The organism is Paenibacillus dendrobii (assembly GCF_009807035.1).
Taxonomy (GTDB): Bacteria; Bacillota; Bacilli; order Paenibacillales; family Paenibacillaceae; genus Paenibacillus_AQ; species Paenibacillus_AQ dendrobii.
In genome coordinates this window covers 375,753-400,363 of record NZ_WUBI01000005.1, presented here as the reverse complement: position 1 = coordinate 400,363, position 24,611 = coordinate 375,753, and the positions used below count along the sequence as shown (strand labels likewise).

19 protein-coding genes, 14 tRNA genes and 2 rRNA genes are annotated in these 24,611 nt (G+C 50.5%); 28 read left to right on the top strand and 7 right to left on the bottom strand.

The features are described 5' to 3' along the window. The 18 genes from GRF59_RS26005 to wrbA all read left to right on the top strand — a co-directional run. Positions 1–94 (top strand): 23S ribosomal RNA (locus GRF59_RS26005); the annotation flags it as partial. Between the two features lie 148 nt (positions 95–242). Continuing rightward, a 5S ribosomal RNA gene (gene rrf / locus GRF59_RS26000) occupies positions 243–359 on the top strand. 60 nt (positions 360–419) lie between these two features. Beyond that, a tRNA-Asn gene (locus GRF59_RS25995) sits at positions 420–495 on the top strand. A gap of 5 nt (positions 496–500) precedes the next feature. Next, positions 501–592 (top strand) — tRNA-Ser (locus GRF59_RS25990). Positions 593–616: 24 nt separating this feature from the next. Next, positions 617–691, top strand: a tRNA-Glu gene (locus tag GRF59_RS25985). A gap of 135 nt (positions 692–826) precedes the next feature. After that, positions 827–902: transfer RNA gene (locus tag GRF59_RS25980), tRNA-Val, on the top strand. Between the two features lie 19 nt (positions 903–921). Next, a tRNA-Met gene (locus GRF59_RS25975) sits at positions 922–995 on the top strand. A gap of 29 nt (positions 996–1,024) precedes the next feature. Further along, positions 1,025–1,101, top strand: a tRNA-Asp gene (locus GRF59_RS25970). Positions 1,102–1,151: 50 nt separating this feature from the next. Continuing rightward, positions 1,152–1,227 (top strand) — tRNA-Thr (locus GRF59_RS25965). A gap of 12 nt (positions 1,228–1,239) precedes the next feature. Next, a tRNA-His gene (locus GRF59_RS25960) sits at positions 1,240–1,315 on the top strand. A 9-nt stretch (positions 1,316–1,324) separates the two neighbouring features. After that, positions 1,325–1,399: transfer RNA gene (locus GRF59_RS25955), tRNA-Gln, on the top strand. 71 nt (positions 1,400–1,470) lie between these two features. Next, positions 1,471–1,546: transfer RNA gene (locus tag GRF59_RS25950), tRNA-Lys, on the top strand. Between the two features lie 15 nt (positions 1,547–1,561). Continuing rightward, positions 1,562–1,645 (top strand) — tRNA-Leu (locus GRF59_RS25945). A gap of 7 nt (positions 1,646–1,652) precedes the next feature. Continuing rightward, positions 1,653–1,727: transfer RNA gene (locus GRF59_RS25940), tRNA-Gly, on the top strand. Positions 1,728–1,748: 21 nt separating this feature from the next. Further along, positions 1,749–1,822, top strand: a tRNA-Pro gene (locus GRF59_RS25935). A 14-nt stretch (positions 1,823–1,836) separates the two neighbouring features. After that, positions 1,837–1,910: transfer RNA gene (locus GRF59_RS25930), tRNA-Gly, on the top strand. 497 nt (positions 1,911–2,407) lie between these two features. Further along, positions 2,408–3,604 (top strand): Gfo/Idh/MocA family protein, encoded by a 1,197-nt coding sequence (locus GRF59_RS25925; RefSeq protein ID WP_160500614.1) that lies wholly within the window; start codon positions 2,408–2,410, stop codon positions 3,602–3,604. Between the two features lie 343 nt (positions 3,605–3,947). Then, entirely contained in the window at positions 3,948–4,568 is a 621-nt protein-coding gene (gene wrbA / locus GRF59_RS25920) for an NAD(P)H:quinone oxidoreductase (RefSeq protein ID WP_160500613.1), read from the top strand. A 193-nt stretch (positions 4,569–4,761) separates the two neighbouring features. Here wrbA and GRF59_RS25915 read toward each other — a convergent pair whose 3' ends face one another. Next, positions 4,762–5,901, bottom strand: a complete 1,140-nt coding sequence (locus GRF59_RS25915; protein WP_160500612.1) for a phosphodiester glycosidase family protein — start codon at positions 5,899–5,901, stop codon at positions 4,762–4,764. Between the two features lie 157 nt (positions 5,902–6,058). After that, on the bottom strand, positions 6,059–6,835 hold the full coding sequence (locus GRF59_RS25910) for an ABC transporter ATP-binding protein (RefSeq protein ID WP_160500611.1): 777 nt from the start codon (positions 6,833–6,835) through the stop codon (positions 6,059–6,061). 193 nt (positions 6,836–7,028) lie between these two features. Here GRF59_RS25910 and GRF59_RS25905 point away from each other — a divergent pair, with 193 nt between their 5' ends. From GRF59_RS25905 to rnhA, 3 genes are all read left to right on the top strand, one after another. Then, the gene (locus tag GRF59_RS25905; RefSeq protein ID WP_160500610.1) at positions 7,029–7,838 is read left to right on the top strand and encodes an AraC family transcriptional regulator; all 810 of its coding nucleotides are present in this window, start codon (positions 7,029–7,031) and stop codon (positions 7,836–7,838) included. Positions 7,839–7,952: 114 nt separating this feature from the next. Further along, complete coding sequence (locus GRF59_RS25900) at positions 7,953–8,420, top strand: acyl-CoA thioesterase (protein WP_160500609.1); 468 nt, start codon at positions 7,953–7,955, stop codon at positions 8,418–8,420. Positions 8,421–8,545: 125 nt separating this feature from the next. Beyond that, on the top strand, positions 8,546–9,208 hold the full coding sequence (gene rnhA, locus GRF59_RS25895) for a ribonuclease H (RefSeq protein ID WP_160500608.1): 663 nt from the start codon (positions 8,546–8,548) through the stop codon (positions 9,206–9,208). Between the two features lie 208 nt (positions 9,209–9,416). On the opposite strand, the gene GRF59_RS25890 is transcribed toward rnhA, so the two are convergent. Continuing rightward, positions 9,417–11,396: a beta-galactosidase trimerization domain-containing protein gene (locus GRF59_RS25890; RefSeq protein ID WP_160500607.1), complete on the bottom strand. Its 1,980-nt coding sequence runs from the start codon at positions 11,394–11,396 to the stop codon at positions 9,417–9,419. Positions 11,397–11,598: 202 nt separating this feature from the next. Here GRF59_RS25890 and GRF59_RS25885 point away from each other — a divergent pair, with 202 nt between their 5' ends. The 6 genes from GRF59_RS25885 to GRF59_RS25860 all read left to right on the top strand — a co-directional run bounded on the left by GRF59_RS25885 (position 11,599) and on the right by GRF59_RS25860 (position 19,122). Beyond that, positions 11,599–12,468 carry an AraC family transcriptional regulator gene (locus GRF59_RS25885; protein ID WP_160500606.1) on the top strand — a complete coding sequence of 290 codons (870 nt, stop codon included), beginning with the start codon at positions 11,599–11,601 and terminating at the stop codon, positions 12,466–12,468. Between the two features lie 33 nt (positions 12,469–12,501). Then, positions 12,502–14,199: a sensor histidine kinase gene (locus tag GRF59_RS25880; protein ID WP_341480145.1), complete on the top strand. Its 1,698-nt coding sequence runs from the start codon at positions 12,502–12,504 to the stop codon at positions 14,197–14,199. Then, complete coding sequence (locus GRF59_RS25875) at positions 14,187–15,728, top strand: response regulator transcription factor (RefSeq protein ID WP_160500604.1); 1,542 nt, start codon at positions 14,187–14,189, stop codon at positions 15,726–15,728. The genes GRF59_RS25880 and GRF59_RS25875 overlap by 13 nt, the downstream gene beginning before the upstream one ends. A 136-nt stretch (positions 15,729–15,864) precedes the next feature. Further along, complete coding sequence (locus GRF59_RS25870; protein WP_160500603.1) at positions 15,865–17,316, top strand: ABC transporter substrate-binding protein; 1,452 nt, start codon at positions 15,865–15,867, stop codon at positions 17,314–17,316. 64 nt (positions 17,317–17,380) lie between these two features. Continuing rightward, positions 17,381–18,286, top strand: a complete 906-nt coding sequence (locus GRF59_RS25865; RefSeq protein ID WP_160500602.1) for a carbohydrate ABC transporter permease — start codon at positions 17,381–17,383, stop codon at positions 18,284–18,286. Positions 18,287–18,303: 17 nt separating this feature from the next. Then, positions 18,304–19,122 (top strand): carbohydrate ABC transporter permease, encoded by an 819-nt coding sequence (locus GRF59_RS25860; protein ID WP_160500601.1) that lies wholly within the window; start codon positions 18,304–18,306, stop codon positions 19,120–19,122. Positions 19,123–19,203: 81 nt separating this feature from the next. Here the strand turns inward: GRF59_RS25860 and GRF59_RS25855 are convergent, their stop codons facing one another. The 4 genes from GRF59_RS25855 to GRF59_RS25840 all read right to left on the bottom strand — a co-directional run bounded on the left by GRF59_RS25855 (position 19,204) and on the right by GRF59_RS25840 (position 22,795). Further along, complete coding sequence (locus GRF59_RS25855) at positions 19,204–20,151, bottom strand: formylglycine-generating enzyme family protein (protein WP_160500646.1); 948 nt, start codon at positions 20,149–20,151, stop codon at positions 19,204–19,206. Between the two features lie 177 nt (positions 20,152–20,328). Next, a complete protein-coding gene (locus GRF59_RS25850; RefSeq protein WP_160500600.1) occupies positions 20,329–21,555 on the bottom strand; it encodes an ROK family protein in 1,227 nt (408 codons plus the stop codon). After that, positions 21,548–22,084, bottom strand: a complete 537-nt coding sequence (locus GRF59_RS25845) for a chromate transporter (RefSeq protein ID WP_160500599.1) — start codon at positions 22,082–22,084, stop codon at positions 21,548–21,550. The genes GRF59_RS25850 and GRF59_RS25845 overlap by 8 nt, the downstream gene beginning before the upstream one ends. Positions 22,085–22,159: 75 nt before the next feature. Next, positions 22,160–22,795, bottom strand: coding sequence for a chromate transporter (locus GRF59_RS25840; protein WP_237392050.1), 636 nt, complete (start codon positions 22,793–22,795; stop codon positions 22,160–22,162). Positions 22,796–22,997: 202 nt separating this feature from the next. Here GRF59_RS25840 and GRF59_RS25835 point away from each other — a divergent pair, with 202 nt between their 5' ends. Beyond that, the gene (locus GRF59_RS25835; protein WP_480242990.1) at positions 22,998–24,482 is read left to right on the top strand and encodes an arylsulfatase; all 1,485 of its coding nucleotides are present in this window, start codon (positions 22,998–23,000) and stop codon (positions 24,480–24,482) included. The last annotated feature ends 129 nt before the right edge of the window (positions 24,483–24,611 follow it).

The window sequence follows — 24,611 nt, the reverse complement described above, 5'->3', positions numbered from 1 at the left end:
AGACCCCTTGAAGACGACGAGGTAGATAGGTTGGAGGTGGAAGTGCAGCAATGCATGGAGCTGACCAATACTAATCGGTCGAGGGCTTATCCTAATAACTAAAACACAAATTCGTTTCGTATCTAGTCTTCAGGGAGTCAATGAAGCTTTTCAAGGCTCTAGCAGTCTTGAGGAGAAAAAATGGCTTTCAGCATTTGGCGATGCTGATTCCTGAATATAAGCATTTTGTAAAGAATGCTCCGTTTGGTGGCGATGGCGGAGGGGTTCCACGCGTACCCATCCCGAACACGACCGTTAAGCCCTCCAGCGCCGATGGTACTTGGACCGAAGGGTCCTGGGAGAGTAGGATGCTGCCAAGCGGAAACCACTTTTGTGGTATTTTTTTTGCCCAATCCTTACATTTACATAGCTTATATTGTTCCCTGATAGCTCAGTTGGTAGAGCACTCGACTGTTAATCGAGTTGTCACAGGTTCGAGTCCTGTTCGGGGAGCCACATGTGGAGAGGTGTCCGAGCTGGCCGAAGGAGCACGATTGGAAATCGTGTAGGCGCCAAAAGCGTCTCGAGGGTTCGAATCCCTCTCTCTCCGCCAGCATTCATTTTCATTACATATTAAGGCCCGTTGGTCAAGGGGTTAAGACACCTCCCTTTCACGGAGGTAACAGGGGTTCGAATCCCCTACGGGTCACCATTACGATTTAGCTTCGATTGGGGATGAGAATCCATAAGGGTTCGTCGGAGCATGAAGTTCGGTAGCACTGCTTCGCAGTCTCGAACGAAGTGAGAGTATCCCCTACGGGTCACCATTACTTTAATACAATCCCATGGAGGCTTAGCTCAGCTGGGAGAGCATCTGCCTTACAAGCAGAGGGTCGGGGGTTCGATCCCCTCAGCCTCCACCATATATACTTTTATTACTGACGCGGGGTGGAGCAGCCCGGTAGCTCGTCGGGCTCATAACCCGAAGGCCGCAGGTTCAAATCCTGCCCCCGCAATTACTTTCTTACATAGAAAGTGCCTCTGTGGAACCGTGGTGTAGAGGCCTAACATGCCTGCCTGTCACGCAGGAGATCGCGGGTTCGAATCCCGTCGGTTCCGCCATTTAAATTTGCTTCAGGGATGAGAATCCCATGAAATATTAATTACACCGTGCCGGTGTAGCTCAACTGGTAGAGCAACTGACTTGTAATCAGTAGGTTGGGGGTTCAAGTCCTCTCGCCGGCACCAGATTTTCATATGGCGGTCGTGGCGAAGGGGTTAACGCACCGGATTGTGGCTCCGGCACTCGGGGGTTCAAGTCCCCTCGATCGCCCCATTTAACTGTTGGGGATTAGCCAAGCGGTAAGGCAACGGACTTTGACTCCGTCATGCATAGGTTCAAATCCTATATCCCCAGCCATTTTTCACCTCAAATAGAAGCAAATGCTTCCTAGGGAACTCCGAATACTTTCGGAACCCCGGTGAATATTTGAGCCATTAGCTCAGTTGGTAGAGCACCTGACTTTTAATCAGGGTGTCGAAGGTTCGAGTCCTTCATGGCTCACCAGTTCTTTAAAAGTGTGCGCGTGTGGCGGAATTGGCAGACGCACTAGACTTAGGATCTAGCGTCTTTGACGTGGGGGTTCAAGTCCCTCCACGCGCACCATTGTTATGCGGACGTGGCTCAGCGGTAGAGCATCGCCTTGCCAAGGCGAGGGTCGCGGGTTCGATTCCCGTCGTCCGCTCCATTTAACTGTATTACTTTACATCGGGATGTAGCTCAGCTTGGTAGAGCACCTGGTTTGGGACCAGGGGGTCGCATGTTCAAATCGTGTCATCCCGATATTTTATTTTCACGCGGGTGTAGTTCAATGGTAGAACTTCAGCCTTCCAAGCTGATAGCGTGGGTTCGATTCCCATCACCCGCTCCATATATAAAAACACAACGCCGAAAGGCGTTTTTTTGTTTGATTGGTCGTAGGGAAGAGAAACCATGCGAGTGGTTACGACTGTCCGTGCGTGCTCGATAGAGCAGATCCAGTCACGCAGCGCCTCAATATCTAGCATTAATAATGAACCGCAGACCCACATATCAACCGGTTATTGAGAAAATTCAATACCAGTTCTACTTGTAAACAGCAACCCGGAAGAACTCATATATGAGTCTTCGGGGTTCTTTGCATTTTACCCTGTAGAAAAGAAATGCTATATTCTTAATTCCTTATGACGCTTATGACGATGAAGAAATTCAAGTGAAATACATCGTAAGTGGATCATACACGACGATAAAGCAGCATTAACTCTAATATATGATGTAATATCTATGAAATCTTAAAATCCGTTCATACAGGTAAAAATATGAATATTGACATATTGCGGCAATCAAGCGAACATCAAGGAGAAGTTTAATTACTCTTGGGAGGCTGCGATGAAGAACAAAATCAGAGTTGGGATGATTGGACTGGGTGCCCGCGGGTTTGGGCTGCTGAAGGGCATTGTTTTACATATGGACGACGTAGAGGTTGTGGCAGTATGCGACTTGTATCAGGATCGCTGCGATCAGGCGGCGGACGCGGTAGCGGAAACGGGCATCTCCCGTCCACTGGCGACTCGGGATTATCGTGAAGTGATGGCGATGGGAAATATCGATGCCGTGGTCATCGGAGCATCCTGGGCTGATCATTCGGAGATAGCTATCGCTGCAATGGAAGCAGGTATCTATGCCGCCTGCGAGGTAGGAGGAGCGTATTCGATCCAGGAATGCTGGAAAATAATAGAAACTTACGAGCGCACTGGTGTACCGTGCATGATCATGGAGAACTGTTGCTACGGCCGCGATGAAATGATGGTGCTGAATATGGTGAAGCAAGGAGTATTCGGCGATATCGTGCATTGTGCAGGCGGCTATCATCATGACCTGAGAGAAGAGATCGCTTTTGGCAAAGAAAACAGGCATTACCGTTTGAATAATTACATACACCGTAACTGTGAGAACTATCCGACGCATGAGATCGGTCCCATTGCACGTATTCTGAATATAAACCATGGCAACCGCATGGTGTCACTGGTATCGATGGCTTCGAAGGCCAAGGGGATGCAGGCCTATCTCCGTACCGCGAAGGGGGAGGATTCGGAGCTGGCGCAAACCGAGTTTATGCAGGGCGATATCGTTACGACGATCATTAAATGTGCGCATGGAGAAACGATCACGATTACACTGGATACCACGCTGCCGCGTTATTATTCCCGTGGATTCACTGTAAGGGGAACTAAAGGCATGTTTACAGAGGACAACCATTCGATTTACCTGGACGGTACGCATGATGAATTTCATATGAGTTGGGATGAGCAATGGGGCAATGTAGAGAAGTTCAGAGAACAGTATGACCACCCGCTTTGGAAAGAATATATGGAGGAAGGCATTAAGGGTGGACATGGCGGCATGGATTGGCTCGTGTTCTCAGATTTCTTCGAAAGCGTGAGACAAGGAACGCAAACACCGCTGGACGTATACGATATGGCTGCGTGGATGTGTATTTCGGCACTGTCGGAGGAATCGATCGCTCTCGGTGGACATCCGGTAGCTATTCCTGATTTCACCAACGGCAAATGGATGACCCGTTAAATTATCGGAAGCTGCAATGATCTTGCTTAGAAGGCTGACAAGTCTACGCTTGTCGGCCTTTTTGTACTGCATACTTGGCTTCAAATAGATTATGATTGCAGTGTTGACAAGAAGGAAATGGAGTGTTAATATTATCTCATATTAAAGATAAATTACTTAAAGGCATATTTTTTTGAGTTATTATCTTTAAATCGAAATATATTATGTTAAGGTATAATGTTGGATGAAGATGGAATAGCATCCGCCTTCGGCATGCTAACCAAGTATATTTCATGATTAAAAATGGCAAAATAGGAAAAACTCTTGTTCAACATAAACTCAATCGGAAAAGGGGAAATTCAAGATGTCTAACGTGAAAACAGCAATTATTTACTACAGCTCCGGCGGTACGAACTACCAGCTTGCGCAATGGGCTGCAGAAGGTGCGAAACAGGCGGGATCCGAGGTTAAAGTTCTGAAAGTGGCAGAAACGGCTCCTCAAGCTGCCATTGACTCCAACCCGGCTTGGAAAGCCAATCATGAGGCAACGAAGGACGTTCCGGAAGTAACGCTGGCTGACCTCGAATGGGCAGATGCCATCATCTTCAGCATCCCGACCCGCTTTGGCAATATGCCGGTTCAAATGAAACAGTTCCTCGATCTGACAGGCGGACTTTGGTTCCAAGGCAAGCTGGCCAATAAGGTTGTCAGCGCCATGTCTTCTGCACAAAACCCTCATGGTGGTCAGGAAGCAACCATTCTGTCCTTGTACACCACGATGTACCACTGGGGAGCGATCGTGGCTGCGCCGGGCTTCACGGATCCTGCGATTTTCGGAGCTGGCGGCAATCCTTACGGTACATCCGTGACCGTTGGTCAAGACGGCAAGATGGTTGAGGATGTGAAAGGCGCAGTCCTTCATCAGGCTAAACGTACGGTTACCGTAGCAGATTGGGTGAAAAAGGGACTTAACGCGAACAACTAAATTTTGTATAACAGTCAAAGGCTGAGCCGAATCATCAAAATGATGTTTCGGACTCAGCCTCTTTATTTTGTCATGATATTTATACAAATTGAACTAAAGTGTAAATTTTAATTTTATCGATCCATGAATCCAAGAGTTAGTCTACTGTTCTTACGATTTATTTATCGACTAATACGGATTTATTGCACTTTAATTATTGCACTTTAATTACAATGGCATTGCTGATTTTACGTCCAGGAGTCGTCAAGTATTTGCCGTTATAATACAGTCCGCTTGACGCACCTCCGTCCAGGTTCATTGCCTGATAAGCTCCTGCCTGTCGCATGATCTCCGCAAGCTGAGGGATGGTTGCTCCCCCGGTGGTCAGAAGGATCAGCTTATGATCTTTGGTAATGCCAAGCGCGCTGCGTGCGCCGCCGCCGGTCAAAATTTTCGGGTCTTTGAATCCTTCCTGTTTCACGTTCAGCGAGACCTTGCCATCAACCAGAAGTCGTGGCCCCGCTTGCAGCCCGCCCTCAATCAGACCTTGACTATACTTGCTCTGAAAATCTGCCCCGGCGATTAAGCTTGCAAGCTGATTCTCATCATAGGTGAAAATGACTCTCTTATCGCCAGAACTCGCCATCTTGATGTCACCCTTGCTCAGGATATATCCGTAAGGGGCTTTGTAGCTGCCCGAGGTATACGCATCGAAGAAAGTTCCGTTCATTGCAACTGTGGCTCCGCTGCGTTTGGCGATGCTGCTGAGATCCTCAACCTTCCCCGGCGTATTACCCGCAAGCACAACATCCATTTGAACCTGTGGATGCATGAGGGAAACGGTCACCATTTGCACGTTAAACGCTCTTCCGCTTACTTTAAAGGTCTTCTTTTCGCTGATAACCGGTTTGGAAAGATTTTGACCGGCGGTGCGTGTGACCACTGGGAGCAATGACGAAGACTCCGATGCTGAGATTTTAACGGCATTGCTTTCTTTAAGCCACTGGAGCTGATAACCGAGTTCCTTGCTCAGGATTTGAAGAGGCACATAAATTGAGCCATTGTCCCTGAAGGGTGCATCCTGAAGAACGAGGGCTTGCTCGTTCACGCTTGCTGCCTTTTGTCCCAGGGTCATTGCAATATGTACACTGCCATGAGTGATGGCAATTTGTTTGGACGCTTCATTCCACACGACCTGATTGCCGTCAAAACCGTTTAAAAAGCGGACGGATACAAAGGAATGATTGCTTTTGGCATCCAGGATGACCATGTTCTTCGGAGGCGCCGCCGCGAAGGCTGAAGGCATCATTAACATAAATACCAGAACTAGAAATACGATTGATTTTTTCTTCATTTTGACTGAGATTCCCCTTATTGTGTGATTTATTCCTGCTATTGTAATATCGGAAAAATCATACTGAAGTTGAAGGGGAATCGGGACTTTTATCACTTGTTAGGCAAAAACAAGGTCTGTAGACATATCTTCGAAACATTGAGGGATGCGTTTAGCGTTACTCGGCAACCCGTACATAAAACCGGTCACCATGCCGATCTACATCCACGGGAGCCTCAAAAAAACCACTCAGGTTCCCGGCCGTCAGTATATCCTCCGTTTTTCCGCTATCCACGGCCTCACCGCGTCTCATCAGCAGCACATGACTAAATACGGGGAGGATTTCCTCGGTATGATGTGTGACATAAATAAGCGTAGGTGCATCCGGCTTGCGCACCAGCTCAGCTATGCTCTCGAGCAGACGCTCTCTGGAGAAGATATCGAGTCCATTGCACGGCTCATCGAGAATCAGAATGCGGGGATTGGCCATCAGCGCGCGTGCGATCAGGAGCTTCTGCTTCTCCCCCTGAGAACAGGTGCGGTATTCACGGTCCCACAAATGATCACAACTGAGCGTTCTCATCAGTTCGCGGGCTTGCTCATAATCTTCCTCGCTGGTTTTGTCGTACAATCCGATGGTGGCATGCTTGCCGCTGATGACGATATGCTGTGTGCGGTCTGATGCATACAGTCGTTCCTGAAACGAATTGCTCACCCACCCAATGGATTTGCGCAGCTCGCGTAGGTCAACCTCACCGAACAAATGTCCAAGCACCCGTACGGAACCTTCCGATGGCCAAATGTAGCCGTTGACGATGTTCAGCAGCGTCGTTTTTCCCGAGCCGTTCAGGCCAAGCAGCGCCCAATGCTCTCCTTGACGCACCTGCCAGCTGACATCTTTCATCAGGGTGTGCTGGCCGCTTTTCCACGTAATATGTTCGACATCTATGATCATGCGTAATCCCTCTCTTCTGATCTCTTTTAGTTTATCTTCACATGTTAAAACAAATCCTAAAGCTGTCAATACCATCGTTTTAAAAAAACTTCATCATTTTATCCATGTTACACTAACATTGGAAAGGATGTCGCCGCGATAGGTGCTGGCTTGAATAGCATTTTTTGCTATAATGTCATCAGGTGAAGCAGAAATGGAAATGAGTATTCGTACGGACCGAATGGAGCTGTTCAAAGGTGCGGACAGTTTCTCCAATCAGCCCCATAACCACAGGCATTTTTACCAATTTACCGTGCCCGTTCAAGGAATCTGCCATTTTACGATGGACAATAGGCCATTCCGCCTTCATGAAGGCGATGGGCTGGTCCAGCATCCGGGAGCGGAGCATTATCTGCATCTGGACGATGCGTCGAGCGTTATTATCATCAAATTCAGGCAAGACGCGCTCCAACTGGATAACGGTCCGAATACGCGGCCTGAATTTGCAGAGAGACAGTGGATGAATCCGCTGGACCTTTCGCGAAGATTCCAGCATTGGACCACGGAACTGATGTTTACCGAAGAGAAGGAGCCCCTCGCTGCGCAGGAAACGGAGATTCAGGTGCTGCATTACTTGAAAGAAGCGTTATACGGTTCCTCCATGTTTGACGGAAAATTAGAAAATAGGGGGAATCACTTTGTCCGGGATGTTCATCTCGACCGGGTGCTGGAGTATATGCACGAATGTTACTCGAGCGCCGTTTCGATCGAGGAACTCTCAGCCATTGCCGGTCAAAGCCGATACCATTTCATGCGCATGTTCCACGCATATACCGGCGTGACCCCTTATCAGTACCTGCTTCGACTGAGAATAGAGGATGCCAGAATTCAATTGAGGAATAGTTCGGCTTCCATTGCGGAGATAAGCTGCAGCCTGGGATTTTCAAGCGCAAGCCAGTTCCACCGCATATTCCTGAAGGTTGTAGGATTAACGCCGGGCGAGTTCAGACGTAGCGGCAGGTAAGCGCGGCATGGAATTAAAAAGGGATCCGGGCCGGATTGAAGGCGTTCAAGGTGCTTAGGCTTTACAGAGCGATCTTCGAAACGGGAGGTCCGGAAAAAACGAGGAGATTAGATAATGAGAAAAGAAAGCTTCATTACACCTGATCCTGCAAGCTGGTTGGATAAATTCCATTATTCCATCCCGATCAAAGTCCGCTACTGTGAGACGGATATGCTGGGACATGTGAACAACGTAAGCTATTTCATGTATTTTGAGCAGGGCCGCATTGAATATTTTGAGAATTTGGGTCTTTTCGATTCGATGTTTGGCAGTGAAAAGGTGGCTGTCGTTGCGGATCTGGAATGCCAGTATCTGGCGCAAATGTATCGCAGCGACAAGGTGAACCTTCACGTGAGAGTGGCGTCGATCGGCAGATCTTCCCTTGATGTGGAGTATGCTATCGTGGTGGAGGATCAGCTGAAGGCTGCCGGACGCGGAGCGATTGTGCTGATCGATACGGCAAGCGGAAAGAGCACGCCGATTCCGGACGCGGTCCGCCATGTCATTGCTTCTTTTGAGAAGGAAGGTTTGGACGGGGCTTAAGAGATTTGATGGATAATGGCAAAAGCACCTGTTTGCGGCGGGTGTTTTTTTGTGAGAAGATACTAAAGGCAAAATCTCTATCCTTCTAAACATTGCAGTCTATTTTCACTTAAGGAGTTTTACATATGGCGAAATCCAAGTTTTACGTGGTTTGGGAAGGGAAGAAACCGGGAGTCTACACATCATGGGCAGATTGTCAGGCGCAGGTGAACGGTTATAAAGATGCAAAATATAAATCCTATGAATCCCGCGCGGAAGCGGAGGCTGCCTTCAAAGGCGGCTGGAAGGGGAACTGGGGGCAGGGCAAATCCTCTTCCACCTCCAAAGGAACAGGAAGCAGTAAATTTGCCGGCAGGACGTCTGCAGCGGAGGATCAGGAAGAGATCATCTATGACAGCATTTCGGTTGACGTCGGCACCCGCGGCAATCCCGGCCCGGTGGAGTACAAGGGCGTAGATACGCAAACGGGAGAAATCCTGTTCTACGTCGGGCCTGTGGAGAACGGGACGAACAATCTGGGCGAATTCATCGCGATCGTGCATGGCCTGGCTTACTTGAAAAAGCTGGGCAGCAGCAAAACGATCTACTCCGATTCGAGAACCGCCCTCGCTTGGATCCGAAACAAAAAGCCCGCGACGACGCTTGTCAGAAACGAATCAACGCGCAAGATTTGGGAAATGACGGATCGTGCGGTGGAATGGCTCCAGAACAATAAGTACGACAACAAGATCCTCAAATGGAATACGGAGAAATGGGGAGAGATCAAAGCGGATTTCGGACGGAAATAAGAGTGGCTCTATATAGAAAAGCAGACAGCCGGCGTACATGGGTACGCCGGCTTTTTACGTTCAGAACATATATTCATCGTGCTTGGATTAGCAGCAAATTCATTCTATTGTCCGCTAACAGGTCATCGTGATTGCTTTGATTGCTTTCTGCCATGACATATCATGGCAGTCTTCTTTCTATAGCAATCAGGAAGCAAGTGAGGCAGTATTAATTATTTTCCTCATACTCCAGCACGACCATTTGATGGCACTCCAGCTCGGGAATCGTATATACCACATGCTCTCCCTGCTGTTCAAAATCCAGCGGTATTCTTTGCGGAGCCAAATAGACTTGATGAACTTTCTCGGGAATCCGCAGCTCCATGGAAATCTGATATATAGGCAGGATGTCTTCAATGACCTCGATACCGTCGCCACGTTTGACCGGGGAAGCGTAAAGAGTATGCTGCACGTAGCGGGATTCCGCTGCCTGTTTCTGCAAGGTGACCGAACCCTGCGCTTGCAGGGAAGTGCGCAGCGTAGGCTGCGGCAGCAGGCGGCTTAGCGCGAACAAGACGGTTTCCTTCAGCGCGAGGCTGCCCTTGGTCGCGTAATCCTCGAATATATTCCAGGCAATATATATGCCGTTCGCGCTTTCAACCATACCCGGTCCGCCATCGTTTCCACTATCGGGCGTGTGCTGATGGGAGCAAAAGGCAAACGAATCCCGGTTGAAGAAGGGATCTTCCCTTCTACCGAGGGTGGTTCCTGTTTCAGTCAGCTCGATTCGTTGGCCTTCTGCATAAAAGACGAAGGCTGCTTCCCCTAGACTGGCAAGGGGCTGAAGCGGCCGATAGTAATCCGGCCGGTACGGATTGACCCCGGTATGGCGCACTCCCAAATCCAGCGCAAAACCGTCCTTGTCCGCATGTAGGCCCGATTCTCCGGTAGCAAGCAACTGGCCTCCTTGGGAGAGATAGGCCGTAATTTTCTCGTGCAGTGCTTCAGTGATCCGGATACGATCGGGCAGAATAAGGACCCGGTAAGCATTAAAGTCACTATCAAGGTCAACCACGTCGAACAGGATTTTTCCTTCAATCAGCATACGGGCAGCTCCCGCATCGGATTGGCCGGTAAAGCTATCATGTCCGCCGTCGGCTGTATGCCCGCCTGCGGCTTCGACGGAGAGCAGGGCCACATCCGCTACATGGACGGCATTGCTACACCATTCCTCTTTGGCCCGTACCTCCGCATAAGCGGTGCCGATGAGGCGATAAGTCGCCTCATCCATCCGTCCAAACGGATGGAGCTGGTCGCCGATGGAACACGCTGCCCCATGTGCGAGACTGAGGGCCGTTTCATAACGCAGGGCGTTGGGATGCTTGTAACCCCCGAATTCTCCCCATGTCGTATGGAACTTGCCCGTCATGCCGAGGTAAGGCATTCCCAGCGGCTGCACATAACGGGCTGATAGTGGGAAGTGATCGTAACCCCAGCCGCCGGTAGGAAGCGATTCCAGTTCCAGGTGCGTGTTCATATGCGTCAGGTCGCGTCTACCCCGCCGGATATGGCCCCCGTTATGGAATATCGGCAGGCCTTGTTTATAGCTATCTACCGTTTCCTTTACCCGCCGTGTATAGTTTGCATACGTTTGTTCCCATAAAGGCTGCATACTCTGAATGTTTCGCGGGTCACGTCCTTCTGCCAGTGCATCAGAAACGCAGCTTGCACAGTAGCATTCCCGTACGCCAACAATGTCAAGAAATATGCCGTCCGCGTCATAGTTCTGAACGACTTCGGCAATTTGGGACAGCAGAATATCGAGATACGGTGTATTCAAGCACAGCTGATGATAACCGGGTCTGAACAGATCCTCACTGCTGCCGTAACGGGGACGTATCCACCATTCGGGATGGAGGACCGCGAGACGCTCATCCAGTCCCGCTGACAAATACACGGGAGTTTTGACGCCGATTTCATGAGCTGATTCAATCATAGAACCCAGAAGATCGAAAGACAGTCCCGGATGTATCCGGTTAGCCTCCGACGGATGGTATGCCCACCCATGATGGCATTTGGAAAAAACGGTGATGGAATCTACATGCCCTCGCTTGAGCATTTCCTGGAATTGCTCTTTGTCGAACTGACTGCCAATGCGGTCAATCGCTTCCGATGTATGAAAATCGAGATGTACCTGCCGAAAACGCATCGCCTAATGTCCTCCCTGTTAATCGAAGTGATTTCCTTCATAAGGTAACGGAAAAAAAGATGCGAGACTATGCGGAATAGCGACTTAAAATAACACAATATCGACTTGAGATTCATGACCAAAGCTTGGCGGGGTGCTAATATAGATGTGAAATCATGTATTCGTTAAAACAATATCGATCAAAACCGGGGAGGGGCTGTGAATGAAATACCTGGAACTTGCGATTCCGCCACTGCCGTCGCTCCTGACCGTGGGGCATGCGGTGTGGTTGCCGGGAAATTGTCATTTTAAACGATCCTTTGATGTGTACGACGTGATCCTGGTTAAGCGAGGCGCCATGTACATGCAAGAGGATGGAACGGAATATGCCGTAAACGGAGGCCAGCTGCTTGTACTTGAACCGGGTAAAACTCATGCCGGAAGCGCACCCTGTACGGAAGAAACGGAGGTATATTGGGTACATTTCAAGCATCCGAAAGCACTGAGAAGTCTGGATGCCGCAGAGATTCCTTGGTCAGCGGTCCTTCCTCAAGGGCATGACAGCGATACGAGCCCCTCAGATCAGACGATGTATCTTCCAAAGTATGGAGACGTGCCCATAGGCAGACTGCAGCCTTTACTAAATCAAATGGTTCAAATGCATATGCAGCTGTCTGTAGAGCACTCATTGCAGCTGCAGACCTTGTTCTGCGAGCTGCTGAAAGCGCTTCAAACGGAGGCCAAGGCGAGACCAGGTTCGCGGGCATCCGAATTGGCACGGGAAACGGTGAGCTACTTGCAGAAGCACTGGACCCAGCCTTTTCACTCCAAAAACATGGAAGAATCGCTGCATTTCCAGTTCGACCATCTTACGCGCTGCATGAAAAAATATACGGGGATGACGCCGCTTCAATATGTGCAGTACTTGCGGATATCCCACGCGGTAACGCTGCTCGAGCAAACGACGCTGTCCGTACAGGAAATCGCAGAGCGCGTGGGTATTCCGAGTGTCAGCTATTTTGGCCGGTTATTCCGGGAACGCATTGGCATATCCCCTGGACAATACCGGAATCAGAGGCAGTACCAGCTATAAAGGCCTTTAGGATACTATTGGGGAGGGATTGTGGTGCTGCGGAGATTGTGGAGTCAGTTAAACTCCAAGCTGTTTTACAAAATGCTTATTATTTACTCGCTTCTGACCGTCATTCCACTGGCCTTGGTGACAGGGCTGTTCTATTACCGTTCCATGCAGATCATCGAAACGAAAATCCGTGAATCCAGCAAACAAAACATTGTGGAAACATCCGATAAACTGGATGAAATGCTGAACAGCATCTATCAAAAGGCTAAGAATATATCGGTTCAGCGGGAAGTCGAGGCGCTGCTCCGAAACAGCAATGACAGCACGCTGTATCCTTTAAGCGAAATGGATCAGCGTGTGTACCAGGCAGAAGTGAACGTCTTTCTTGACCGGGAAAAAGAGGCTTATGGTCTGATCGATTCCATTTATATTTTCAACAATGATGGCGGAATGTACGCAAATACGGGGGCACCTGGCCTGGAGTCGGAGAATGCCTTGGCCGGGATTGCCCATATGACGCCGGGGCATATGATTTGGGCACCCTTTACCGATCAGGGACGAATGATTTCGGCCATGGAAATATACGACCAGCGGAGCGGAATGAAGTACGGGGTGTTGGCCATAACGCTGAGCTCGGCTGGGATGTCCGAGGCGCTGGCATCCTACAAGCAAGGGGCTTTTTTCATTACGAATCTGAGCGGTCTCATTCTCGCTTCCACCGATGAAACGCAGATCAACTCCATCTATAAGCCGCTTGGTGCGGGTCAAAGCATCATCAACAAGCGGACCTCGATGTACTCTTCATACAACTATATCAGCCATATGCCCAGGAACGCCTTTGGCAAGGAGATCAGGGAGCTCGCTTATTATGCAGTCTTGATCACTCTGCTGACCTGGCTGGGGGTATTGATATTGACGTTTGCCATCCTGAGGCATATCACGAACCCGCTGCTTAGGCTAAACCGGCTGATGCGCAAGGCGGAGAGACAAATCTTCGAGACGATTTCAGATATCAAGACAACGGATGAAATCGCTCAAATCTGCCGCAGCTATAACAGCCTCATTACCCAGATCAAAAACCTGATCGAGAAGGTCTATAAAGTGGAACTGGTCAAAAAGGAAGCGGAGCTCTCCGCCATCAAGGCACATATTAACCCTCATTTTCTATATAACACGCTGGAAACGATCTCGATCATGGCGAAGGAATCCGGGTCTGTCGAAGTTCCCAGAATGGTACAGTTATTATCCAAAATATTACGGTTCTCCATCACGCCCGGCATGGACCATGTCCCGCTGGAAACGGAAATCTCCTTTGCCGTCTACTATCTCCAGCTTCATCAGCAGCGCTATCGTGACAAAATCCGGTGGAAAACCGAGATTGAAGAGGAACTGCTCATGATCCAGGTCCCCAAGCTTCTGCTTCAGCCTATTATCGAAAATGCGGTTATCCACGGCATTCAGCAGGTGGACCGGCCTGGTTGGATTACGATTCGGGCTTTCGAGCGCGATTACGATCTTGTGCTGGAAGTGGAGGATAACGGACCCGGTTACAGAAACGACGACACCTACCGATCCGAAGGGCTGGGTACGGGGCTTGCCACCGTCAACCAACGGATTCGATTATTGTATGGCGAACCTTACGGGCTCTTGATTCAAAAGACTGATGCAGGCAGCGGTACCATCGTCAGAGTCACCATCCCGATGCGTTTTATGGAGGAGGAGAAATCAGTATGCGTATTATGATCGTAGATGATGAAGCGATGATTCGGGACAGCTTGGCTCATCTTCCCGTGTGGCACAGCATGGGCTGTGAGATTGTAGCGGCAGCATGCAATGGCCAGGAAGCGCTGGAATATATTCCACGTACCAGACCCGACGTTATTATTACAGATATCCGAATGCCCGTGATGGATGGGATGGAGCTAGCCGAAAAAGTACGCGCGTTGTATCCGTCGATATCGGTGATTTTTGTAACGGCATTCGGGGATTTCGAGTATGCCAGGCATGCGATCAAGCTGGGAGTGGCTGATTTCATCACCAAACCGGTGCAAACCGAAGAGGTGACCCTTGCGGTGGACCTCCTGAAGCAAGGCGTAAGGCAATGGAATCAAGACAACAGGCTTCGTGAAGAAAAATGCCTGCAAGTGCTTTTTGCGGGTGAAAGTCCGGAACCAGAAGACCCTGCGTACGCCGAGTTGTTGGGAAAAGAGCTTCTTTTGATGTCAGTCGAGGTGGACAACATCGAGCTGCTGCATCATACAGGGAAACCCGTATCCATGCTCGCGCTGAGGGAAATGGTGTGCTGCATGCTGAAATATCATCCTTTTCCGTACTGGACGTATCTGGAACCCAAAGGAATCGGAGTGCTGTTAATCGCGCATGAACATTCACCGGGTGAGCTCAAACATGCAGGAAGCCGGCTAGCGCGGGAGATTGTGGCTGCTGCCGAGGGATCTTTTGGGCATACGGTTTCGATTGGCATTAGTGACTGCCTCACATCTCCCGGGGAGCTGAAAAATGCGCGTAAGGCCAACCGGGAGTGTCTGGATTACCGGATGCTGCTCGGAAAAGGCTCCATCGTTTCAAGTGACGTGATCGGCTTTCTGGAGCGGAAGCGGATGGAGATCGAAGCGGAAAGAATGCGAGAGCTTGCGGTCATCTTGAGACAGGGGGAAGATGCAGCCATTAGGGATTTTCTGAGGTCCGTATACCGGGAAATGCTCAGCAAGGGCTTGAACAAGTCTCAAGTGCAGCGGTATGCCTCGATGCTAGTGATCGAAGCCGGGAACATTTTGAATGAGTACATGCCTGCCAAGGGGCAAGAGCCGATGGAAGATGTTCATAAAAGCCTGCTGTCTTACGATACGCTGAAGGATTTGATGACTTATCTGGAGCGGGTCTTGAGCCAGACAGCCGAGTACTGCCGGACCGGTGAAAACCACGCTGCCGCCAGAGTGCTCAGAGGGGTGACGAAATACCTCGAGACCCATTATCAAGGGGAAATTACGCTCACTTCGCTGGCGCAGCATTTGCATATGAACCATTCATACTTAAGCCGTCTGATCAAGAAGGAAACGGGACGCAATTTCCGGGATTTACTGTGGGAATATCGAATTGAGGCTTCCAAGGCATTGTTGAAGCAGAGCGATATGAAATCTTACGAGGCTGCATATCAGGTTGGCTTTAAGGACCCGGCCCACTACAGCCAGCTGTTCAAAAAAACGGTTGGCGTGACGCCGACGGAATACCGCGAATCCATGTTAGCGAAATAGACGGCATCCCCGAAGACATCCATAAAGTCAATTCCAGCCTAGCCAGGTAAAGAACAGATATGTTGTTTCCATGCAAAAGCCCCTATACTTCGGTTAAGAATGAAGCAGCTTCATACCTTGAAAGGAGTTTATGCATATGCTCAGACGTCAGCACGGCTTTATCATCGCCTTTTTCATGTCCATTGTTCTGCTGCTGAATGCGTGTTCGGGCGGGGATGGCGGACAGAAGGAAGCAGCAGGGGAAAAAAACGGCCAGGAGCCTGCCAAGGAAAAGCAGTGGGTGATCAAGATCGATCCGCAAAACAATCTGCCGAGAAAGGCGACGGCAACCGACCCGCGTGAAATTAAAGCGCTCACAGAGATCGTGGCCGAATATGAAAAGCTGAAGCCCAACGTGAAAATCGAATTCGTCGACGTCGGCAATCAAGACCGCAGCGCCTGGATGCAGGCGCGTATGCTATCCAAGGATGCACCGGACGTATTTTGGGATAATTACGATGATACTTGGCTTCACTACCAAAAGGGCTGGTTCCTGAAAATGGACGACTGGCTGCAGAAGCCAAATCCGTATCAGGATAACAAGCCTTGGAAGGATATGTTCGTTCCCGGGATTTTGGATTCGGTACGTGCCCCTGACGGCGCGCTGTATGTGGTTCCGGCAGATGGCGTAGGTGTGGCTATTTATTACAACAAGAAAATATTCAGTGATCTTGGACTCAGCATACCGAAAACCTGGTCCGAGTTCATGGATGCGCAGGCCAAGATCAAGGCGGCGGGCATCACGCCGTTTGCGATCGAGGGGAAAGGCGACTGCTGCCACTTGCACTGGATCGACTCGCTGATAAGCAGCCAATTCTACATGGGCAAGATCGCGGATATGGACCGGAATAATAACAATAATCTCGAAGTGAACGAGATCGCGCTTGCGGTGCAAAACGGCAAGTATCCCGATCAAGAACAGTTATCCCAGCAGTGGAAACTGGTGAAGGATTGGTCCCAATACTGGAACAAAGGATTTACGAGCGCTACGGATTCGTTGCAGATGTTCGCGCAAAGCAAAGTTGCCATGATCTTCGGCGGCAGCTGGACGAACGGGCAGTTGAAGCAGGCGAAGGTTCCTTTTGAATTCGGGGCTTTCAATTTCCCGGTCATCACGCAGCAGGACGCATCGCTTGCAACCGGACAGCAGACCAAGATTTATGGCGCATGGGGGGCACTCCAGTGGTTGGTTCCGGGGTACTTGGCCAAAGAGGATCCTGAAAAAATTCCGGTCATCATGGATTTCCTGATGTTCCTCAGCAAACCGGAAAACGTCAGCAAGGTTGATCTGGAATCCGACGGAGAACCGAATATCGTGGGCGCAGAACCGCCGCCGGGGCATGAAGTTTTCCACGAGGACATCGATATCGCGAACATGCAGGGCTATAACTCCCGCATGGATAAATCCTACTCCAACGTATTTCTGGCATCGCTTCAGACCTATTTAACGGGATCGGATTCCTTGGAGAAGTTCATCTCCAGAGTGATTGAGCAATCGAAGAAATCCTCGGAGAACCTGATCAAGCAAAATCCGGATTGGACGAAATAAGGGCACTTTAATACATTTGCGGGAAAGGTCTCTCAATCCTTTCCCGCGCAAAGGGGTGACATCCATGAAGACCCGGGGCTTGCAAGGCATGAAGCGATGGATTCCCTATCTGTTTCTTGCGCCTACGCTGATCTCCCTGCTGACATTTAACTATTATCCGGCGCTGTCCGCGATCTATTATTCTTTTACGGACTGGAACGGCTTTAATGCACCTCATTTCATCGGTTTTGATAATTTCGTGGAAATGGTGAAGTCCCTGGATTTTCAGACCGGCTTTCGCAATATGCTGATCATCACCGTATTTTCCGTTTTCGTTTCGGTTACGATTCCCGCCATTGCCGCGGAGTTTATCTATAAGATTCAAAAGCCCGGGCTTCAGCATTTTTACCGTTTGATGTTCGTGTTTCCGCTCGTGATCCCCGGAATGGTCATCCTGCTGCTGTGGCAGTTTCTCTTGAATCCGGAGGTCGGACTCATCAACTCGGTCCTGTCCTCACTCGGAGTAAGCGAGGAGCATCTGCCGCTCTGGCTCGGTTCGCCCGATACGGCGCTGGCTTCCTTCATGCTGATCGGTTTTCCCTGGGTGAACGGCGTAGGGGTGCTGATCTATCTGGCGGGGTTCCAGAATATCCCCAGATCCGTTATTGAAGCGGCCCAAATGGACGGAGCCACGGGTTGGTCGCTGATTTGGAGAATCGAAATACCGCTGATCACCTCCCAGATTAAGCTGATTGCGATCCTGAATATTATCGGGGGAATTCAGGCCTTCCAGAATCAGCTGGTGCTGACGGGAGGAGGCCCCGGGTATTCGACGACCGTTCCGGGCTTTATTATGTACCAATCGGCCATGAGCGCAAGCAGGTTCGGTTATGCCAGCGCAATCGGACTCGTGTTGTTTGTTCTTATCTTCATATTCACGCTGATCAATAACAAATACATCAAGTCGGATACGGAATACAGTCCGGATTGAAAGGGGGGCGGCTACATTTGAAAGTCGATAAGGGAGTATGGATTCGCAATATCGTGCTGATCATTCTGGGGGTGTTGACCTTCATCCCGCTGCTCATGCTCGTCAATCTGTCTTTCAAGGATGCGAACCAGTTCAACCTGCACCGCTGGACAGTCACGTTTCCGTTCACCCTTGCGAATTATAAGGATGCCTGGGCAGCGATCTCGGACTATATCTGGAACAGCTTTATCATTAGCGGAGTGACGGTCATCGGGGTGCTTGCTTTTGCCTGTCTTGCAGCTTACCCGCTGGCCAGGATGAGTTTTTTCATGAAGGAACAGATCTATTTTCTGATCATTGCGCTTCTAATGATTCCGAGTGTGCTGAGTCTGGTGCCATTGTTCGGATTGGTGAACAAGTTTCACATGGTGGATAGTTGGCTTGGGCTCTGGGGGCCGTATATTGCCGGAGGACAAGTGTTTTGCATCTTTGTGCTCCGTTCGTTTTTTGCCTCGCTTCCCGAAGAGATGTTCGAAGCGGCGCGGCTGGATGGAGCCGGAGAGCTGCGGATTCTGCTGATGATCGTCATGCCGTTGTCCAAATCGATTATCTCGACGCTAGGCGTGCTTAACATTTTGAATACTTGGAATGATTACGTGTGGCCGCTGATGGTGATCAACGATGCCAAACTGAAGCCGCTCACGCTTGGACTGGTATCGTTCCAGCAGCAGTTTGTCACCAACTACGGCCCGCTGTTCGCGGGTTACGTGATTGCTTCAATCCCGCTAATCATACTGTTTATTTTCGCAAGCAAGCAGTTCGCCGAGGGATTGGCGGGCAGCGCCATGAAAATGTAACTTGAAGTCATAGCAAAAAAAGTCATGCTCGAGGTGATCTGTCCATCAGATACCAGCATGACTTTTTCTCATGTATGACGTCTAGTTATCAACAACCACGCGGAAACCGATATTTCCCGTGGAGCTGTCCGGCGTATTGCCGCTGCGGGCAGCGACGCGATAACGGTTGCAGTAGGATTGATGGCATAGATAGGAGCCGCCTTTCATGAGGCGGGAAACGCCTTGATCCGGTCCTTGCGGCTGCTTCGTCGAGCCGCGCTTGTCCGGATTCTGCGTGAACCAATCTGCGCACCATTCCCATACGTTCCCGGAGACATTGTAAAGACCGTAGCCGTTGGGCTTATAGGCATCTACCGGAGCAGTTCCGATGTATCCGTCACTTCCGTGGTTTTTCGTCGGGAAAACGCCCTGCCAAATGTTGCAGCGATGTTCGCCGTCCGGACGCAGTACGTCTCCCCAGGGATAGCGTCTGCCTTCCAGTCCGCCGCGCGCCGCCGCCTCCCACTCGATTTCAGTCGGCAGACGGACGCCCGCCCATTCGCAGTAAGCCAGGGCATCATTCCAGGAGACATGCACGACAGGATGGTCCATGCGTTCATCCAAGCTGCTGCCAGGCCCTTCCGGTTCGCGCCAATAGGCGCCTTCCACGCCGTGCCACCACGGTGTCTGCTGCGGAGAACCGACGATGCTGACGCGTTTCATATCGGGAATCAGCAGATGGAACACATAGGACCACCCGAAGCGTTCTGCTTCGGTTACATAGCCCGTTGCGTCAACGAAAGCGGCATAATCGGCATTCGTGACGGTATAAGGGGAGATGCGAAAGGATTGGATATGTACCGGTCTTGCCGGACCTTCGGCATCGGAGGCGAAGCCTTCTCCGTCATTGGTGCCAAGGATGTAAGTGCCTTCCGGGATGACGGGCCATGAGGAGGTATCCGGTCGTGCGATGGTGCCGGCAGTTTCTGTTCTTGTTTTCACGGATTCCTCTATACCAATGCTCTCCGGCAGTTTGCGTTCTTGCTCCATGGACGGGGTTCCGCAGCCGGACGCAGCGTCCACAGCCACTCGTCTTGCGGCACAACAGGAAGGAACGTTGTCTGCGGAGGCTTCTTGTTCAGGCTTGCTTGACGGAATATTGGATTTGGAATCGGCTGACATGGGCGTAAACTCCTCTCTCTGATGGAAAGATGACGGTATGAAGGTTTATACGGTGAGTTGACTTAGCATCAGCTGCGCAGCACCGATGGCGATGGCTTCTTCGCCGTAAGTGCCCTTGCTGAAAATAACCTGGTATTTGGGATAATGGTAGGTTTTGCGTATGGCGGTTTGGGTGGCGGTGTAGAAGAACAGATTAGAGTCCGTCATCAGCGGCCCGCCCAATATGACCTTCTCCGGGTTCATAATGTTCAGCAAATTGGCCAGCCCGATTCCGAAATATGTCGCAGCTTGCGTCACGATTTCCGTGACCAACGGGTCCATCGCTTTGAGCGCCTGCATGATATCCGGGAATTTGGCGGGTTCTCCAGATGGCAGAAGCTGCCGCAAAACGCTGCTTCGGCCGGTCCGCAACCTTGAGTTGACCTCGCGTTCGATAGCATACACAGACGCATAAGTATCCAGCGCTCCAAAGTTTCCCTGAGTCGTACGGTATGGAAGACCATCCGCCTGAATGATCATTTGTCCGAAGGAGCCTTCCATATCCACGGCGCCGTGGATCAGCTTGTTGTCCGTCATCATACCGAGCCGAAGACCCGTGCCTCCGTGGACATAGAGCATATGGCGGAAATCCTTGGTTCGGTTGGCCCAGGATTCGGCGATCAGCGCCGTATTGGCCCCGTTATCCAGAATGACGGGAATACCGAGGCGATCCTCCAGCATGTGCACTGCCGGTACATGGTTCCAGCCCGGGGCGGCAAACCATTCGGGCTCCTCGATCATACCGATCTCACGGTTCAGCGGCCCGACTGCGCCGATGCCCATGCCTATCACCTGTTCAAAATCGATATGATGCTTATCCATCCACTCATGCACCTGCATGATGATCTGCTCCATAAATCGCTCGGGTGTCGTTTCTTCGGTCATACGCCATTCCGTGGCATCCAGCTTATCGCCGGCCAGATCGAGCAGCACGAGCCGTGAAGTGACCCGTGAGATATCGAGCCCGAATGCATATCCATAATCCCCTTGAACCTGATACAGGATAGGCCGGCGTCCGCCCGTCGAAACCCCAAGCCCGCTCTCGGAGATGATTCCAGATCCGACAAGCTCATCCAGCACTCGGGTTAGCGTGCTGACGGTCAAGCCGCTGGAGATGAGCAAATCATTTTTGCCGATTTCATGCTTACGGCGAATATCGTGGAACAGTTCCTTCGCTTTGGGTGAAGGAATGCGTTTCTTAACGTCAATTTGTTGCTTTTTCTCATTAGGCATATATCCAAATCCCCACAATCCCTGAAATCAAAATCATGGCCAGCGGATTCACGCGAAAACGGACCATGGCGATCAGTGCCGCAATAAAGATCGCGATGCTGGCAAAGGTGCTGACGGATAAACCGGTAATAAAGCCGGAATGTATGGTCATGGTATAGGCGGCGTAAGCAATCAAAGCGATGACAGCCGGCTTCATGCCGTTTAGCGCTGCCTGTACCCAATGATTATCATACACACGGTAAAAAATCGTAGCAACCAGAAACATGATGATCGCCGATGGAAAAACGATGCCCAGAGAGGCGATTAAGCTTCCGGCGGGTCCACCGGCCGTATAGCCAACATATACGGCACTGTTCATCGCCACCGGCCCTGGAGCCATCCCAGCCAGCGCAATAGCTTCCGTATACTGCTGCGTGGTCATCCAGCCTTCCTTAAGAGCGGCGTGCTCGATGACAGGAAGCATGGCATAGCCGCCTCCGAAGGACATGAATCCAATTTTAAAAAAAGTCCAAAACAGCTCAAGCAGCATGGTACAACCTCTTTTCTGCGAATAAGGATTTGATGTCAATCCTGAATTGTTGCGGAAATCTCCAAGGTGCCGAGGTTACATCGAGTGGTGCTTGCCCTGCTCCTGCTTTTTCCCGCCGGTACTTTTCGAGGAAAAGACAGCCTCGGCTACAAGACCGATGACAATGCCGATAGCAAGGACAAACAGAGGCTGAACCGGAAAGAAAAGCAGCAAAATCAGGCACGTGGCAGCAACGCCCCAGGTTACCGGGTTATAGAGTGCCTGTTTTTTCATGCGTATAGCGGCATATACAATCAGGGCAACGACTGTAGGCTTGATGCCATGAAGAGCAGCCTGCACATAGCGGTTATCGCTGAAACCTGAGGCTGCGGCGCATAGAATCAACATGATGATAATGGTAGGCAAGGATATGCCCACAACGGCGGAGAGCAGGCCGGGAATACCGGCAATGCGGTAACCTGCAAGGGCTGCCACGTTAACGCCGATTCCTCCGGGAGCAGCTCCCGAGAGGGCGGTAATCTCGCTCATTTCCTTGGAGGATAGCCACCCGCGTCGTTCCGTTACTTCTTTATCAATCACCGGGAGGATGGCATAACCGCCTCCGAAGGTGGTAGGTCCGATTTTAAGAAAAGAAACAAACAGCTTGGCGCTTAGCTTAAGCTTACTTTCATTGCGAAGTTCCATCGATCCATTAGCCTTCTTTCGTTTCAAACTGCAGGGTTCGAGAATCAGTATATCCTACTTTAATTCTTTTTGGAATAAAGATTCGTAAAAATAGGTTTTACATTCCATATTCATACTTTTGTACAGGTAAATTCATCAATATGTCCATTTACTTTTCATCACATTGGAGGTTTAATGGGATTAATTCAAAATCTACAGGCAATTGAAATTCGAAGGAGGGGGAACTTGCTTGAAACCGAATAAACAGGACTCTAAACCGAATATTCTGCTGATTACCGTGGATCAAATGCGATATGACTGCCTAAGCATTGCCGGGCATCCTGTGGTGGAAACGCCCAATCTGGATGAGCTCGCCCGGACCGGGGTTCGCTTTGACCGTGCCTACTCGGCAACCCCGAGCTGCGTGCCCGCGAGAGCTGCGATTTTTACCGGACAATCTCAAGAAAAGCATGGACGCGTGGGTTATCAGGACTGTGTGCCTTGGAAATATGAACATACGATGCCGGGAGAATTCTCCAAGGCGGGGTATCATACGCAGTGCGTAGGGAAGATGCATGTCTATCCTGCCAGAAATCTGATGGGATTCCATAACGTTGTCCTGCATGACGGTTATTTGCATCATAACCGCAATAAGTACAGCATTCCGGTTCAAGAGCATTATGACGAAGTGGATGACTATCTGCATTGGCTGCGTCAGCAGGTGCCTGGAGCGGATTTGACCGATCTCGGACTGGATTGCAATTCCTCCACGGTGGCCCGTCCATGGCATTTGCCGGAGAAGCTGCATCCGACGAACTGGGTCGTTACCGAGTCGATCGATTTCCTCCGCCGCAGGGATCCGGACAAGCCTTTCTTCCTGTGGATGTCATTCGTCCGCCCGCATTCGCCGCTAGATCCGCCGCAGGCGTATCTCGACCTCTATGAAGATGCGGATATTCCGGATCCGCCTATAGGCGACTGGGCGATGACCGACGATCCCGACTTGGACGGACTGAGCCCATATACGAGCAAAGGACTCGTGCCGAAGCGCCGCCTGAAGAAAGCGATGGCAGCGTATTACGCTTTAATCACGCATATTGACCATCAGATCGGACGCTTCCTGCAGGTGCTGGCTGAATATGGGGAGAAGAACAATACGGTTATCCTCTTCACATCGGACCATGGGGAGCTCATGGGAGATCATAACCTGTTCCGCAAATCTCTTCCTTATGACGGAAGCGCGCGCGTACCGTTTATCGTGAACGATCCCGGCAACCGTCTCGGTCTGGGCAACGGCAAGGTGGTGCAGGAAGTGGTGGAGATGCGCGACATTATGCCTACGCTGCTGGATGCGGCGGGTGTAGCCATTCCGGATTCCGCGGATGGCGGCAGCGTGCTGAAGCTTGCCGCTGAAGAAAGCGGCAGAAAGGAGTGGCGTTCATACCTGCACGGGGAGCATACGCAGGGTGCGCAGTCGAATCATTGGCTCACGGACGGCAAAGAGAAGTATATCTGGTTCTCACAAACCGGCGAGGAGCAGTTCTTTATGCTGGAGAAAGACCCTCAGGAACTGCATAATGCCGTTCATGATGTAGTCTATCAGGATCGGGTGAATTACTGGCGTTCGGTGTTGGTTAAGGAGCTGGAAGGCCGTGAGGAAGGTTACTCTGATGGCAAGCAGTTGATTGCCGGACAGAAGCCTGTTACCGTTCTTTCGCATATCCGCAGTGAATAAATGTCTGCTGTAAAATGATGTAGGCCTGGCCAAGTGATCATGCCATTTGGTCAGGCTGATTTGTATCACGGAGTCTTGGCTTTTTACTGTTGGTTATTAGATCATTCCTCTTTAATGGAAAAAGTTTTT

Bases quoted from the DNA above. Each gene is read 5' to 3' on its own strand.
- GRF59_RS25925 (WP_160500614.1), top strand. From the start codon at position 2,408: ATGAAGAACAAAATCAGAGTTGGGATGATTGGACTGGGTGCCCGCGGG.
- wrbA (WP_160500613.1), top strand. From the start codon at position 3,948: ATGTCTAACGTGAAAACAGCAATTATTTACTACAGCTCCGGCGGTACG.
- GRF59_RS25915 (WP_160500612.1), bottom strand. From the start codon at position 5,901: ATGAAGAAAAAATCAATCGTATTTCTAGTTCTGGTATTTATGTTAATG.
- GRF59_RS25910 (WP_160500611.1), bottom strand. From the start codon at position 6,835: ATGATCATAGATGTCGAACATATTACGTGGAAAAGCGGCCAGCACACC.
- GRF59_RS25905 (WP_160500610.1), top strand. From the start codon at position 7,029: ATGGAAATGAGTATTCGTACGGACCGAATGGAGCTGTTCAAAGGTGCG.
- GRF59_RS25900 (WP_160500609.1), top strand. From the start codon at position 7,953: ATGAGAAAAGAAAGCTTCATTACACCTGATCCTGCAAGCTGGTTGGAT.
- rnhA (WP_160500608.1), top strand. From the start codon at position 8,546: ATGGCGAAATCCAAGTTTTACGTGGTTTGGGAAGGGAAGAAACCGGGA.
- GRF59_RS25890 (WP_160500607.1), bottom strand. From the start codon at position 11,396: ATGCGTTTTCGGCAGGTACATCTCGATTTTCATACATCGGAAGCGATT.
- GRF59_RS25885 (WP_160500606.1), top strand. From the start codon at position 11,599: ATGAAATACCTGGAACTTGCGATTCCGCCACTGCCGTCGCTCCTGACC.
- GRF59_RS25875 (WP_160500604.1), top strand. From the start codon at position 14,187: ATGCGTATTATGATCGTAGATGATGAAGCGATGATTCGGGACAGCTTG.
- GRF59_RS25870 (WP_160500603.1), top strand. From the start codon at position 15,865: ATGCTCAGACGTCAGCACGGCTTTATCATCGCCTTTTTCATGTCCATT.
- GRF59_RS25865 (WP_160500602.1), top strand. From the start codon at position 17,381: ATGAAGACCCGGGGCTTGCAAGGCATGAAGCGATGGATTCCCTATCTG.
- GRF59_RS25855 (WP_160500646.1), bottom strand. From the start codon at position 20,151: ATGGAGCAAGAACGCAAACTGCCGGAGAGCATTGGTATAGAGGAATCC.
- GRF59_RS25850 (WP_160500600.1), bottom strand. From the start codon at position 21,555: ATGCCTAATGAGAAAAAGCAACAAATTGACGTTAAGAAACGCATTCCT.
- GRF59_RS25845 (WP_160500599.1), bottom strand. From the start codon at position 22,084: ATGCTGCTTGAGCTGTTTTGGACTTTTTTTAAAATTGGATTCATGTCC.